General features: G+C 65.7%; 11 protein-coding genes. 10 read left to right on the top strand and 1 reads right to left on the bottom strand.

Annotation, left to right across the window (positions count from 1 at the left end; genetic code table 11):
* Nucleotides 1–449 precede the first annotated feature (449 nt).
* From AAFG07_RS26725 to AAFG07_RS26680, 10 genes are all read left to right on the top strand, one after another.
* Nucleotides 450–2027, top strand: coding sequence for a gamma-glutamyltransferase family protein (locus AAFG07_RS26725; RefSeq protein WP_342722819.1), 1578 nt, complete (start codon nucleotides 450–452; stop codon nucleotides 2025–2027).
* A gap of 175 nt (nucleotides 2028–2202) precedes the next feature.
* Nucleotides 2203–3870, top strand: a complete 1668-nt coding sequence (locus AAFG07_RS26720; protein WP_342722818.1) for an amidohydrolase — start codon at nucleotides 2203–2205, stop codon at nucleotides 3868–3870.
* Nucleotides 3870–4958 (top strand): GTP-binding protein, encoded by a 1089-nt coding sequence (locus AAFG07_RS26715; RefSeq protein ID WP_342722817.1) that lies wholly within the window; start codon nucleotides 3870–3872, stop codon nucleotides 4956–4958. The genes AAFG07_RS26720 and AAFG07_RS26715 overlap by 1 nt, the downstream gene beginning before the upstream one ends.
* Nucleotides 4959–5004: 46 nt before the next feature.
* Nucleotides 5005–6318, top strand: coding sequence for an ABC transporter substrate-binding protein (locus AAFG07_RS26710; protein WP_342722816.1), 1314 nt, complete (start codon nucleotides 5005–5007; stop codon nucleotides 6316–6318).
* Between the two features lies 1 nt (nucleotide 6319).
* Nucleotides 6320–7051, top strand: coding sequence for an ABC transporter ATP-binding protein (locus AAFG07_RS26705; RefSeq protein WP_342722815.1), 732 nt, complete (start codon nucleotides 6320–6322; stop codon nucleotides 7049–7051).
* On the top strand, nucleotides 7038–7736 hold the full coding sequence (locus AAFG07_RS26700) for an ABC transporter ATP-binding protein (RefSeq protein WP_342722814.1): 699 nt from the start codon (nucleotides 7038–7040) through the stop codon (nucleotides 7734–7736). The genes AAFG07_RS26705 and AAFG07_RS26700 overlap by 14 nt, the downstream gene beginning before the upstream one ends.
* Before the next feature lie 16 nt (nucleotides 7737–7752).
* Nucleotides 7753–8619, top strand: coding sequence for a branched-chain amino acid ABC transporter permease (locus tag AAFG07_RS26695; protein ID WP_097676476.1), 867 nt, complete (start codon nucleotides 7753–7755; stop codon nucleotides 8617–8619).
* On the top strand, nucleotides 8616–9644 hold the full coding sequence (locus AAFG07_RS26690) for a branched-chain amino acid ABC transporter permease (RefSeq protein WP_342722813.1): 1029 nt from the start codon (nucleotides 8616–8618) through the stop codon (nucleotides 9642–9644). The genes AAFG07_RS26695 and AAFG07_RS26690 overlap by 4 nt, the downstream gene beginning before the upstream one ends.
* Before the next feature lie 65 nt (nucleotides 9645–9709).
* Nucleotides 9710–11734: a tyramine oxidase gene (locus tag AAFG07_RS26685; protein WP_342722812.1), complete on the top strand. Its 2025-nt coding sequence runs from the start codon at nucleotides 9710–9712 to the stop codon at nucleotides 11732–11734.
* Nucleotides 11731–12048 carry a hypothetical protein gene (locus AAFG07_RS26680; RefSeq protein ID WP_342722811.1) on the top strand — a complete coding sequence of 106 codons (318 nt, stop codon included), beginning with the start codon at nucleotides 11731–11733 and terminating at the stop codon, nucleotides 12046–12048. The genes AAFG07_RS26685 and AAFG07_RS26680 overlap by 4 nt, the downstream gene beginning before the upstream one ends.
* On the opposite strand, the gene AAFG07_RS26675 is transcribed toward AAFG07_RS26680, so the two are convergent.
* On the bottom strand, nucleotides 12034–13386 hold the full coding sequence (locus tag AAFG07_RS26675; protein WP_342722810.1) for an aminotransferase class III-fold pyridoxal phosphate-dependent enzyme: 1353 nt from the start codon (nucleotides 13384–13386) through the stop codon (nucleotides 12034–12036). The genes AAFG07_RS26680 and AAFG07_RS26675 overlap by 15 nt on opposite strands.
* Nucleotides 13387–13452: the final 66 nt, after the last annotated feature.

Raw genomic sequence — 13452 nt, 5'->3', positions numbered from 1 at the left:
ACACCGCATGACAGTGTGATCAGAGGCGCGGCAATGCGTAACCAACCAGCCCCGCAACCGAACTGATTTCGCCTGGTGCCATGAACCTCTTTGCGAGATGACATCCGCATTGAAAATCAAACATGAGCCAAACTGACCATGACAGCGTGCCATCGCGCTCTGAGCTTGGCAACCAGTTAACCACCGCAGAATTAGCCGGCGAACATGCAACTACTCAGATAGGCCAAAGCACTCCTCACGCACAGGTTTGACAGGTCTTGCTGCGTTGCCGTCGGATTAATTCGCCGCGTCCGGAAGCGTCCAGCGAGACAAACCTCGCCTGTATTCACCGATCCACCGTTAGGTGGATTGCCGCTCGCCGCGCAGCCGGCCGAGACTCCGTCAAGGACCGGTGTCGTTTTCGACAATGTTGGCGAGCGGCTTCCGCTCACAACATTTGAGGATCCGACATGCGTGATTTCATGGCCATCGGCCGCTCGGTGGCGGTTGCGGAGCGTGGCATGGCCGCAACTTCGCACCCCCAGGCGACGCTTGCTGCGGTCGAGATGTTGAAGGCCGGCGGCAATGCCGTCGATGCAGCCGTGGCCGCGGTGGCGGTGCAGGGCGTCGTCGAGCCGCAGATGACCGGGATCGGCGGCGACTGCTTTGCGCTGTATTCGCCCAACGCTGGCGAGCCGATCGCACTGAACGGCTCGGGCCGCACGCCCGCCGGCACCGATGCAGGAAAATTCGCCGCAAGCGGCGCGCGCGACATTCCGCCGACCGCGCCTGAGGCTGTGACCGTGCCCGGCGCCATCGACGCGTGGTGCAGGCTGGTCGCCGATCACGGCAGCAGGTCGCTGGAGGAGATCTTCCAACGGGCGATTGCGGCGGCCGAGCAGGGCTTTTGCGTGACACCGCGCGTCGCGGAAGATTGGCGCCGCTTCCGTGCGCGGATCGAGATCGACGCCAATGCGGCGGCGCAGTTCCTTCCCGGCGGCAAGGCGCCGGAGGTCGGCGATATCCGCACGCAGCCCGCGCTTGGCCGGACCCTGCGCCGGATCGCGCAGCACGGGCGCGAGGCGTTCTACGCAGGCGAGGCCGCCGACGAGATGGCCGGCATCTTGCGCGGGCTCGGCGGTGCCCACAGTACTGAGGATTTCGCGGCGCAGACCTCGGACTACGTGCGCCCGATCTCGGCACGCTACCATGACCACGACGTGATCGAGTGTCCGCCGAACGGGCAGGGCCTGGCGGCGCTGATGATCCTGCGGACATTTGCCGGCTTCGATGTCGGCGCGCTGGCGCAGGTCGATCGGATCCATCTGCTGGCCGAAGCGACCAAGGCCGCCTACCGCGCGCGCGACGCCTTCTTCTGCGATCCAACCACCAGCAACATCGATCCCGTCGCATTCCTTGCCGAAGACTATATCGGGAGGATCCGCAGCAAGATCGACATGCGCCGCGCCTCCGCGCCCGCGGCCTGGGACGATATCGAGCATCGCGACACCGTCTACGTCACGGTGGTCGACCGCGACCTCAACGCCGTCTCGCTGATCAACTCGCTGTTCTATCCGTTCGGCAGCGGCATCTACGCGCCGAGATCGGGCATCCTGCTGCATAACCGCGGCTGGAGCTTTCGCGCCAGACCCGGACATCTCAATTCGCTCGGGCCGCGCAAGCGCCCGATGCACACCATCATTCCGGGCCTGCTGCGCAAGGACGGCAGGACCGTGATGTCGTTCGGCGTGATGGGCGGGCACTACCAGGCCGCCGGCCATGCCAATCTGCTGTCGAACATCTTCGACATGAAGATGGATATCCAGGCGGCCGCCGAGGCACCGCGCTCCTTTGCCTTCGACGGCGCGTTGTCGCTGGAGACGACGATATCGCCAGCGATCCGCGACGAGCTGCGCGCCCGCGGCCACGATGCCCGCTTCTCCGAGGAGCCGATCGGCGGTTGCCAGGCGATCCGCATCGACCATGCCCGCGGCGTTCTGCTCGGCGCTTCCGACCACCGCAAGGACGGGCTGGCGCTGGGCTACTGAGAGGGCCGACTGCCCGCATTGCGGCAGGCGGCGCAGCATCCACCGGACGGTGGATTGTTCCAAATGCCGACATGTCGAACGTTTGGCCGATCATGCCGGCGCCGTGCGCGGTTCGCCGCTGTGCACCGCGAAAGGCTGAACGCTCCGGACTTTCCCAATCGAGAAGTTGCTCCGTATGAACAGGACATTCGCCGACACGGTCTTCCGCAACGGCCGGATCTACACGTCGAACCGGGAGCAGCCCTGGGCGGCATGCGCGGCGGTCAAGGCCGGCCGGTTCATCGCCGTGGGCGAGGAGCGCGACGTCGCGGCGCTGGTCGGCGAGGGGACCAAGACCGTCGATCTCGGCGGACGGATGGCGATGCCGGGCATCGTCGACATCCACAATCACATCATGATGGGCGGGCAGGCCGATCTCTACGAGCTGCGCTTCTCCAACGCCGACAGCGTACCGAGGATCGCCGAGACGTTGCACAAGGCGGCCTCAGTGGCCGCGCCCGGCGCCTGGATCGTCGGCGGGCAGTTCGGCAACAATCTCCTGAACGAGATGAACACCGCGGAGTCCTGCGCACTGCTGGATGCGGCCTGCCTCGGACATCCCGTCGTGCTGCGCGACGACACCTATCACAATCGCTGGGCGAGCTCGGCGGCGCTGCGGCTTGCCGGCGTGCAGGCCGAGACCCCCGATCCGACCGACGGCGAGATCGGCCGCGACCTCAAGACCGGGACGCTGACCGGGATCATGATCGAGGCCGCATCGGGCCTGGTCGAGCGGGCGCTCGCGGCCTCCGGTCACTACACGGCCGAGATGGACCGCGCGGCGGTGGCGCGCTCGATTTCGGTGCTGAACACGTATGGCGTCACCGCCTTCATCGACGCCGCCAGCATGCAGCCGATCATGGCGGCGCTGAAGGGGCTCGACGACCGCGGCGAGCTGACCGCCTGGGCGGTCTGCGCGATGCCGGTGGTCGAGCCGGGCTTCATGTTCGGCAAGGCCGGCGAGGAGCTGTTTGCGCTGCGTGAGCAGTATCGCGGCGCGCATGTGAAGCCGGACTATGTGAAGGTGTTCCTTGACGGCGTGCCCGGCGCCAAGACCGCGGCGTTCCACGAGCCCTATCTGGCCGATCCCGTGCGCGGCTGCTGCTTCCGCGGATCGACCATGCTGACCGTACCCGACCTGATCCGCTGGCTCGGGCGCTGCGAGAAGCTTGGCCTTGCCGCGAAGATCCATTGCGCGGGCGATGCCGCGGTGACGCAGGCGCTCGACGCGATTGATGTCGTGCGCAGCTTCAACGGGGCGACCGATCTGGTGCACCAGATCGCGCATGCGAGCTACATCGCGCCCGATGACATCAAGCGCTTCGCCGAGCTCGGCGTCGCGGCCGATCTGTCGCCGATCATCTGGTATCCGACCATCTTCCTCGAGGCGCACAAGGCCGCGATGGGCGAGGAGCGCGCGCAGCGCTTCTGGCCGAACAAGGACCTGAAGGCAGCCGGCGCGTTGATGGCCGGCGGCTCGGACTGGCCGGTGATTCCGATCCCCGATCCCTGGCAGGGCATCGAAGGCATGGTGACCCGGCAGAATCCAACCGGGGATTTTCCCGGCAAGTCGCTGTGGGCCGAGCAGGCGCTCGATCTCGCCACCGTGATCGACATCTACACCATCGATGCCGCGCGCGCGGCCGACCTCGCCCAGTCGATCGGCTCGATCGAAGTGGGTAAATCGGCCGACCTGATCGTGCTCGACCAGATGATCTTCGACATCCCGCCGGACCAGCTTGCCGACACGCGGGTCGAGATGACCTTCTTCGAAGGCCGCAAGGTCTACGAGCGGGGCGCGTGATGGACACGGCGGATCAGATCCCGGTCACGGTGCTGACCGGTTTCCTCGGCAGCGGCAAGACTACGGTGCTGAACCATCTGCTGCGCCAGCCGGAGCTCAATGGCGTCGTCGCCATCATCAACGAGTTCGGCGAGGTGGCACTGGATCATCTTCTGGTCGAGAGCAGCGAGGATCGTCTGGCGCTGCTCGACAATGGCTGCATCTGCTGCTCGGTGCGCGAGGATCTGATCGAGACGCTGGTTGATCTTGCCGCCCGCCGTGCCACAGGGGCGATCCCGCCGTTCCACCGCGTGCTGGTCGAGACCACGGGTCTCGCCGATCCCGTGCCGGTGCTGCACACGCTGATGACGGCGCCTGATATCGTCGGCCGCTACCGGATCGACGGCGTGGTCGCGACCGTCGATGCGGTCAACGGCGCACATACGCTCGAGGAGCACGGTGAAGCCGTCAGGCAGATCGCGGTCGCGGACCGGCTGCTGGTGACCAAGACCGATCTGGCCAGCGAAGATGCGCTGGCGCGCCTTGCTGCGCGGCTCGCTGCGATCAACCCGGTCGTGTCGCGCGCGCATGTACGGAACGGGATGGTCGATCCGGCGAGGGTGCTCGATGCCGGGCTGTTCGATCCGGCGGCCCGCTCGGCCGACGTGGTGCGCTGGTTCGATCTGGCGTCACAGGCGGCGAACGCGCCGCATCATCACGCCGATCACGATTGCGACGGTGGGGCGTGCGGCCACCACAGCCATCACGCGCACGACGCCGGTGTATCGTCCTACAGCCTGATCATCGACGAGCCGATCCAGCGCGACGCGTTTGCGCGCTGGCTCGATTATGTCGCGGCGCTCAAGGGCGAGGACCTGCTGCGCTTCAAGGCGATCGTGCATGTCGCCGAGCAGCCTGACGCGCCGGTCGTGGTGCATGGCGTGCAGCACGTGTTCCATCCGCCGATCACGTTGCAGGGCTGGCCGTCGGCGGACCGGCGCTCGCGGCTGGTCTTCATCGTGCGCGGCATCCCGCGCCAGATCATCGAAAACACATTGTGCAAATTTGCCGCGGTGAGCCGCGCAGCGATCCAGCGGGCGGCGGCGTGAGCCCGAGATCGAACAATTTCATCATTGGTTATGGAGGGAGAGGGACATGACTGAGGCAAAGAATGACAAGACGTCCGGCCGGCTCGACCGGCGCACGCTGCTGAAGGCGGCTGGTGCGACCGGCCTCGCATCGGCGATGAATGTGCCGCTGGTCAACGTCGCGCGGGCCGCCGGCAACACCATCAAGATCGGCTGGGTCGGATGCCTCTCCGGCGTCCGCGCGCCGTTTGCCGAGCCCGACACCTGGATCCATGAACGTATCAAAGCCCGGCTGAAGGACGGCCTGAAGATCGGCGGCAAGACCTGGCAGGTCGAGTTTGTCTTCAAGGACAATCAGTCCGATCCGAACCGCTCGTCGGTGGTCGCGAGCGAACTGGTGCTGCGGGAGAAGTGCGACCTGATCCTGATCGAGGATGGCGACGCGCAGGCCCCGGTGCAGGAGCTCGCCGATGCTCGCGGCATTCCGTCGATTTCGACCATGGTGCCGTGGCAGGGCTGGATGTTCCCGCGCAAGTCGACGCCGGACAAGGGCTTCCCCTACAGCTACCACTTCTTCTGGGGTGCCGATGACGTCGTGAAGAATTTTCTCGGCATGTGGCAGTCGGTCGACACCAACAAGAAGGTCGGCACGCTCTACATCGACAATCCCGCGGGCCAGGCGTTCTCCGACCCCAAGGTCGGTTTGCCCGGCGGCATTGCGGGGGCAGGCTATCAGGAATTCTCCGCCGGAAAATTCCAGATCGCGACCGATGACTTCACCAACCAGGTGTCGTCGTTCAAGAGCAACGGCGTCGATATCGTCTCCGGCTTCACCTACGGTAATCACTGGGTGACGCTGTGGAACCAGGCGGCGCAGGCCGGCTTCAAACCGCAGATCTGCACGGTGGCAGCGGCATTCCTGTTCCCCAGTGCGGTGAACGCGCTCGGCGATCGCGGCGACGGCATGTCGACCGAGGTGTGGTGGACGCCTGCCTATCCGTTCAAGTCGTCGCTGACCGGGCAGAGCGCTGCCGAGCTCGCTGCGGAGTGGGAGAAGACCACCGGCAAGCAGTGGACCCAGCCGATCGGCTACGCGCATGCCCTGTGGGAGGTTGCACTTGCGGCATTGCAGAACAGCGACCCGAAGGACAAGAACTCGTTGCGCGATGCCATCGCGGGCCTCGACATGGAGACGGTGGTCGGACCTGTGAAGTTCAAGGGGACACCGATCAAGAACGTCGCGGTGACGTCGCTGTCGGGCGGGCAATGGCGCAAGACCAAGGGCGGCAAGGCGAAATACGAGCTCTTGATCGTGCACAACGGGACGGCGCCGTTCATCCCGAAGCAGGCCGATCTCCAGCTGCTCTCCAAGCTGGCGTGAGATGGCACCGCTTCTGCGCGTCAGCGGGCTCTCGAAGCGTTTCGGCGAGATCGTGGTCGCCGACAACGTCAACTTCGAGCTGGCGCGCGGCGAATGCCTCGGCGTGATCGGCCCGAACGGCGCCGGCAAGAGCTCGCTGTTGAACCTGATCGTCGGCCTGCTCACGGCCGACGGCGGTTCGATCATGCTCGAAGACAACGAGATCACAGGCCTGCCGCCGCATCGCCGGGCGCGGATGGGGCTCGGGCGCGCGTTCCAGATCCCGCAGCCGTTTCCGCATCTGTCGGTGTACGAGAACGCGCTGGTCGCGGCGTCCTACGGTGCGGGCCTGTACGGCGAGGCGGCATCGAGCTGGACGATGGAAGTGCTGCAGCGGACCGGGCTCGACGCCAAGGCGGACAAGCTCGCGGGCGCGTTGCCGCTGATCGACCGCAAGCGGCTGGAATTCGCCAAGGCGCTGGCCTCGAAGCCCAAGCTGATCCTGCTCGATGAGATCGCCGCCGGGCTGACCGAGCCCGAGGTCGAGCGCCTTGTTGCCATCATCAAGTCGGTGAAGGCAGATCACGCCATGATCTGGATCGAGCATATTCCGCACGCTTTGCGCGCAGTGTCGGATCGGATCCTGGTGCTCGATTTCGGCCGCAAGGTGCTGGAGGGGCCGCCGGCCGAGGTGATGGACAGCGCCGTGGTGCGCGAGATCTACATGGGATTGAAGGCCGATGGCGTTGCTTGATGTGAACGGCCTGCAGATCTTCTACGGCGATCTCCAGGCCGTATTCGACATGAACTTCACCGTCGCAGACGGCGAGGCGGTGGCGCTGGTCGGCGCCAACGGCGCCGGCAAGTCGACGTTTCTGAAGGCGTTGGTCGGGCTCAATGAGGAGCGGCGCGGGGCGGTGCATTTCGACGGCATCGACATCTCGCAGATGCCGGCCGAAGAGGTGTCGCGGCTCGGGCTCATCATGGTGCCCGAGGGGCGCTTGCTGTTCGATTCGCTGACCATCGAGGAGAACCTGCTGATGGGCAGCGTCAACCGGCGCAAGGGCAGCTGGACGCTGCGGCGGGTGTTCGACCTGTTCCCGATCCTGGAGGAGCGGCGGCGGATGTTTCCGGGCCAGCTCTCCGGCGGCCAGCAGCAGATGGCGGCGATCGGCCGCGCGTTGATGTCGAACCCGCGGCTCCTGCTGTGCGACGAGATCTCGCTTGGGCTCGCGCCCGTGGTGGTCGAGCAGATCTATCGCTCGTTTGCCGACATCCGCCGCGAAGGCACCGCCGTCGTGCTGGTCGAGCAGGACGTCAAGCGTGCGCTCGCGACCTCCGAACGAATCTACTGTCTGTTGAAGGGGCGGGTGTCGCTGACCGGCCCGGCGCAAGGGTTGCAGCCGGAGCAGCTGACGCACGCCTATTTCGGTAACTAGCCAGGATTGGCACGACATGATCTGGGTTGAGACATTGATCAACGGAGCCCTGCTGGGCGGGCTCTACGGCCTGCTCGGCATCGGGCTCGCTCTGGTGTTCGGCGTGATGCGCGTCGTCAACATCGCCCATGGCGAGTTCATGGTGCTGAGCGCGTTCTGCGCCGTGCTGCTTTCCAACCTGTTTCCGCAGGTCTCGCCGCTGTTGATGCTGATCCCGGTGATCGCGCTGTCGTTTGCGGTCGGCTGGCTCTACCAGGCCGCCATCGTCAACCGTGTCGTGACGTCGCCCGATCCGCTGTCGCCGTTGCTCCTGACGTTTGGTGTCTCGGTGATCCTGCGTAACGTCATGGTCGAAATATTCGGCGCCGACGTGCGCAGCCTCCAGGTCGGCGAGCTGTCGCGCGCCAGCCTCGAGATCGCCGGCCTCAACATCGGCATCATGCCGTTGCTCACGCTGGTGCTCGCCGCACTGCTGTTCATGGCGCTGCAGCTCGTGCTGCGCCATACCGAGTTCGGGCGGATCGTGCGCGCCACCGCCGACCGCCGCGATATCGTCCGGCTGTCCGGCGTCAAGCCGGATCGGGTCTATAACTATGTGATGGGCCTGTCGCTCGCGCTCGGCGCGATCGGCGGCGTGCTGCTCGCGGTGCGGTCGAGCTTCACGCCGTTCTCGGGCGCCGAGCGGCTCTTGATCGCCTTCGAGGTCGTGGTGCTCGGTGGGCTCGGCTCGTTCTGGGGCGCGCTGCTCGGGGGCATCGCGCTCGGCATGGCGCAATTGATCGGGTTGAAGATCGATCCGAACGCGGGGCTGCTCTACGCGCACCTCCTATTCTTCATCATGCTGTTGATCCGCCCGTCGGGTCTCGTGTCGAGCAGGGTATGACGCAGATGCCGACACGGACAATTCTCCTCGCCTGTGCCATCGTGCTCGTCGCTGCTATCGCCGGCGCGCCCTTCGTGCTGAACGAGGGCATCCTGCGGCTCGCGACCGAGTGCCTGCTGCTGCTGACGATGGCGCAGATGTGGAACTTGCTGGCGGGCTATGCCGGGCTGGTGTCGCTCGGCCATCAGGTCTTCATCGCCTTCGGCGCCTATGCGCTGTTCCTGACCTCCGGCTGGCTCGAAGTCACCCCGATCTGGGTGCTGCCGGTGGCGCCGCTGGTGGCCGCTGCCGTCGCGGCGATCATCGCCTTTCCGCTGTTCCGGCTGCGCGATGCCTATTTCTCGATCGCGATGTGGGTGTTCGCCGAGATCATCGGCGCCTTCACGATGAAATCGCAGGCGGTCGGCGGCACGTCGGGCGTGCCGCTCGCCACCAGCAAGCTGATCGATTTCGACTGGTTCGAGCCGACCATGTTCTGGCTCGCCGGCGGCCTGACGCTGGTCACGATCGCCGCGCTGTACAAGATGATGACCTCGAGCTTCGGCCTCGGGCTGATGAGCGTGCGCGACAATGACCTCGCCGCGATGAGCGTCGGGGTCGACGTCCGGCACAATCGCTTCATCGCCTTCGTGCTGTCGGCGGCGGGATGCGGGCTTGCGGGTGCGTTGAGCTTCATGGGCAATCTGTTCATCGCGCCGCTGGCGGCCTTCGATGTCAACTGGTCGGTCTACATGATGTTCATCGTGATCATCGGCGGCATCGGGACGCTGGAGGGCCCGATCCTCGGCGTCATCATCTTCTTCGGCCTGCGCGAGCTGATGACCGGGCCGCTCGGCCTGTCCGGCGGCTGGTATCTGGTCGGGCTCGGCATCATTGCCGTCGTCGTGATGATCGTGGCGCCGCGCGGCATCTGGCCCGCCTTGCGCGATCGCCTCGGCGTGCGGCTGCTCGATGTCCACCGTGCCGCGCCACGGCCGGCCGCGGCCACCATCCTGCCGGGCGCATCGGAACGGGTTACCGGATGAGGCAGGTCTTCACGCGGTCACCATTGCTTGTATTCTGACCGTTCTGATTTTGAGTGGAGGGCGTGATGGCTCTGGTATTCCGGGGATGCGGATCGGCATTGGCCGGCCTGGTTGCGATGACGATGGCGGCGCCGCTACCGGCGCAGGCCGAGCGCAGGATGTGGCCGCAGGCGGCCGCGACGCACCCGATGGATGGGCTGACAACGGACGAAATCCGTTCCGTCACCGAGATCCTCCGCGGCGCCGGCAAGCTCGACGATGCGGCGCGGGTCGTCTCCATGACCGTCGACGAGGACCCCAAGGACGAGGTGCGGGCGTGGAAGCCCGGACAACCCTTCGCGCGGCGGGCGAATGCGACGCTGCTGAGTAGTGGACATCTCTATGAAGCGCATATCGATCTTGCCGCACGCAGCCTGCTTGGCTTGGATGAGATCAGGGATCACGAGGCCGCACTGACCACCGACGAGCTGATGTCGGCCGGTGATCTGCCGAAGCAGGACCCGCGCTGGATCGCCGCGATGGCCAAGCGCGGCATCACCGATTTCCGCAACGTCATGTGCCTGCCGCTGTCGGTCGGTCCGGTGAGCGACCCGGCCCTGAAAGGCCGCCGCCTGCTCAACGTTCCCTGTGTCGACACGACCGGCGCCGCCAACAATCTCTGGGGCAAGCCGATCGAGAATCTGGTCGCGCAGGTCGATCTCAAGAGCAGGACGGTGCTGTCGGTGACCGATCTCGGCGTGGTGCCGCCGCCGCCGCAGACGCCGTCGCACGCCTACGCCGACTCCGGAAAATACCGCAAGCCGCCGAAGCCGATCGAGATCACCGCGCCCGAGGGCAGCAATGTGAAGGTGGAGGGCGGCCAGGTCCACTGGGACAACTGGTCGTTCCATGTCCGTCTCGAGCCGCGCGTCGGCGCGGTGCTGTCGTTGATCCGCTACGACGACCACGGCACGTTCCGCGACATCGCCTATCAGATATCCGCGAGCGAGATGTTCGTGCCCTATATGGATCCGGCGCCGACCTGGTCGTTCCGCGCCTATATGGATATCGGCGAATACGGTTTTGGCGTGCTCTCCAGCGAATTGCTGCGCGGCATCGATTGCCCCGAAGGCGCGCATTTCCTCGATCTGACGATCTCGGACACCAAGGGCATGCCGGTTGTCTCCAAGGGCGCGGTCTGCATCTTCGAGCGCCCGACCGGCGATCCGATCTGGCGCCACAGCGAGCTCATCAACAACACCGCCGAGGTGCGGCCGAACAATGAGCTGGTGGTGCGGATGGCGCCGGTGGTCGGCAATTACGACTATCTGGTGGACTACGTGTTCGACCGCGCCGGCAACATCGACGTGCGGCTCGGCGCCTACGGCATCGATGCAACCAAGGGCGTGGCGAGCCGGACCTTGAGCGATCCGACGGCGAAGCAGGACACGGCCTACGGGACGCTGGTCGACGAGCGGCTGCTGGCCGTCAATCACGATCACTACATGACATTCCGGATCGACATGGACGTCGACGGCACCTCGAACCGGCTGGTCGAGGATCGTTTCAGCGTCCGCCGGCTGGATGAGGGCCAACGCAAGAGCCTCTGGCAGGTCGACACCAGGCCGGTCGCGACCGAAGGGCCGATCACGACGCCGCTGAGCGCGGCGCAGTTCAGGATCGAAAGTACGGGCAAGACCAACAGCCGCGGCTATCGCACCAGCTATCAGCTGATGCCCGGACACTCCGACGTCTCGTTGCTCGCCAAGGACGATCCGATCCAGCTGCGCGCGGGCTTCAGCGCCTACACGCTATGGACCTCGGCCTACGCCAAGGACGAGAGATATGCCGCAGGCATGTACCCGAACGAGAATCCTGAGGTCGATGGCTTGCCGAAATGGACCGCCGCAAAGCGGCCGATCGAGGACCGCGACCTCGTGCTGTGGTACACGGTCGGCTTCCGCCACGTGCCGCGCGCCGAGGATTGGCCGGTCATGCCGGGCCTTTGGCATGGCTTCCGGCTCCGTCCGTTCAACTTCTTCGATCGCAATCCCGCGCTCGACGTGCCGCCGATGGTGAATGCCAAGGATACCACCAAGGACACCAAATGAGTGGCCGTGTGCATCGCACGGGAGCGGTGGCCGGCGCGCTGCTGGCGTTGTTGGCGGCGCAGCCGGTCGCGTGGGGCGCGGCGGCCGAAATCGGCGCTGAAGATGCGTCCTTGCTCTATTTGAGCAGCGGCGACTGGCAGCGCCAATCCACGCCGCACAAGGTCGCGCTCGCGGCCGACTTCATGCGGATCTTCTGCACCGATCAGAGAATGTCGGTGGCATCGCTCGCCGATTGCCTCGACCGCGACAAGGCGGATGGCGCGCTGTTCGAGCGTGCCATGGCCTGTGTCAGTGCGCTGTCAGCCGACCGCTGAGAGGCCGGCGTCGATCCCATCGGCGATCGCCTTCACATCCAATGAGGTGAGGATCAGGGGCGGGGACAGGATAAGGTTGTTGCCCGAGACGCGCAGCATCACGCGGGCCTCGTAGGCGCTATCTGCCACCTTCGCCATCGTCTTCTTGTCGGCGGGCTTCTTGCTGTCGCGATCGGCGACCAGCTCGAGCGCGGCCATCAGGCCCTTGCCCCTGACGTCGCCGACCAGCTGGTGCTTGGCCTTGAGCGCGGCCAGCGCATGCGCAAGGTCCTCACCGCGCGCGGCGGCATTCTCGTCAAGCTTGAGGCGGCGGGTCTCGGCGAGCGCGGCAAGGCCCGCGGCGCAGCCGACCGGATGGCCCGAATACGTGTAGCCATGGCCGATCGAACCGAACGCGGTCGTATCAGTCTCGAAGGTTTCCGCGACCTGCTCGCCGATCAGCGTCGCGCCGAGCGGGAAATAGCCCGAGGTGATCGCCTTGGCCATCGTCATCATGTCAGGCTTGACGCCCCACAGACGCGAACCCGACCATGCGCCGGTGCGCCCGAACCCGGTGACGACCTCGTCGGCGATCATCAGGATGCCGTGCCGGTCGCAGATCTCGCGCGCCAGCTTCATGAAGCTGTCCGGCGGCACGATCACGCCGCCGGCCCCTAACACCGGCTCCATGATGAAGGCCGCGATGGTGTCGCCGCCCTGGAACGCGATCTCTTCCTCCATCGCCGCCGCGCAAAGCTGCGCGAGCCTGGTGGGATCGGTCTCGTTGAAGGGATTGCGATAGGTCGACGGCGCCGGGATATGGAATACGCCGGGCAGCATCGGCTCATAGTTGCGGCGGAAATTGGCGTTGCCGTTGACCGACGCGCCGCCGAAATGGGTGCCGTGATAGCCCTTCTTCAGCGCAAGGAACTTGGTGCGGTCGGCCTGGCCCTTGATCTTCCAGTATTGCCGCGCAAGCCGCAGCGCGGTCTCGACCGAGTCCGATCCGCCCGACGTGAAGAAGGCGCGAACCATGCCTTCCGGCTTGAACCATTCGGTGAGCTCGTAGGCGAGCTCGATCGACGGACCGCTCGAGGTGCCGCGGAAGCCCGAATAATACGGCAGCGCGCTGAGCTGGTCGGCGATCGCCTTCTTGATCGGATCGCAGCTGTAGCCGAGGTTGACGTTCCACAGGCCGCCGACGGCATCGATCACGGTGTTGCCGTCGATGTCGGTGACGTTGACGCCTTCGCCCTTCATCACGATCCGCGGCGGCTGCGCCCGCATCTCGGCGGGATGGGCCATCGGATGCCAGATCGGCTTGGCGTTGTTTTCAACCAGGAAGTTTCTGTCGCGCATGATCGCTCTCTATCGTTAACGCGCTTTCTTCATGCGAAACCGGTACCCACTTCGCTCGAAAACGCT

The sequence above is a fragment of the Bradyrhizobium sp. B097 genome (assembly GCF_038957035.1).
GTDB lineage: Bacteria > Pseudomonadota > Alphaproteobacteria > Rhizobiales > Xanthobacteraceae > Bradyrhizobium.
The sequence above is the reverse complement of the archived record's forward strand: the minus strand, read 5'-3'. Positions and strand labels throughout refer to the sequence as shown.

What these genes read in the sequence shown, in the direction of transcription:
- AAFG07_RS26725 (WP_342722819.1), top strand. Translation starts at nt 450, where the DNA reads ATGCGTGATTTCATGGCCATCGGCCGCTCGGTGGCGGTTGCGGAGCGT.
- AAFG07_RS26720 (WP_342722818.1), top strand. Translation starts at nt 2,203, where the DNA reads ATGAACAGGACATTCGCCGACACGGTCTTCCGCAACGGCCGGATCTAC.
- AAFG07_RS26715 (WP_342722817.1), top strand. Translation starts at nt 3,870, where the DNA reads ATGGACACGGCGGATCAGATCCCGGTCACGGTGCTGACCGGTTTCCTC.
- AAFG07_RS26710 (WP_342722816.1), top strand. Translation starts at nt 5,005, where the DNA reads ATGACTGAGGCAAAGAATGACAAGACGTCCGGCCGGCTCGACCGGCGC.
- AAFG07_RS26705 (WP_342722815.1), top strand. Translation starts at nt 6,320, where the DNA reads ATGGCACCGCTTCTGCGCGTCAGCGGGCTCTCGAAGCGTTTCGGCGAG.
- AAFG07_RS26700 (WP_342722814.1), top strand. Translation starts at nt 7,038, where the DNA reads ATGGCGTTGCTTGATGTGAACGGCCTGCAGATCTTCTACGGCGATCTC.
- AAFG07_RS26695 (WP_097676476.1), top strand. Translation starts at nt 7,753, where the DNA reads ATGATCTGGGTTGAGACATTGATCAACGGAGCCCTGCTGGGCGGGCTC.
- AAFG07_RS26690 (WP_342722813.1), top strand. Translation starts at nt 8,616, where the DNA reads ATGACGCAGATGCCGACACGGACAATTCTCCTCGCCTGTGCCATCGTG.
- AAFG07_RS26685 (WP_342722812.1), top strand. Translation starts at nt 9,710, where the DNA reads ATGGCTCTGGTATTCCGGGGATGCGGATCGGCATTGGCCGGCCTGGTT.
- AAFG07_RS26680 (WP_342722811.1), top strand. Translation starts at nt 11,731, where the DNA reads ATGAGTGGCCGTGTGCATCGCACGGGAGCGGTGGCCGGCGCGCTGCTG.
- AAFG07_RS26675 (WP_342722810.1), bottom strand. Translation starts at nt 13,386, where the DNA reads ATGCGCGACAGAAACTTCCTGGTTGAAAACAACGCCAAGCCGATCTGG.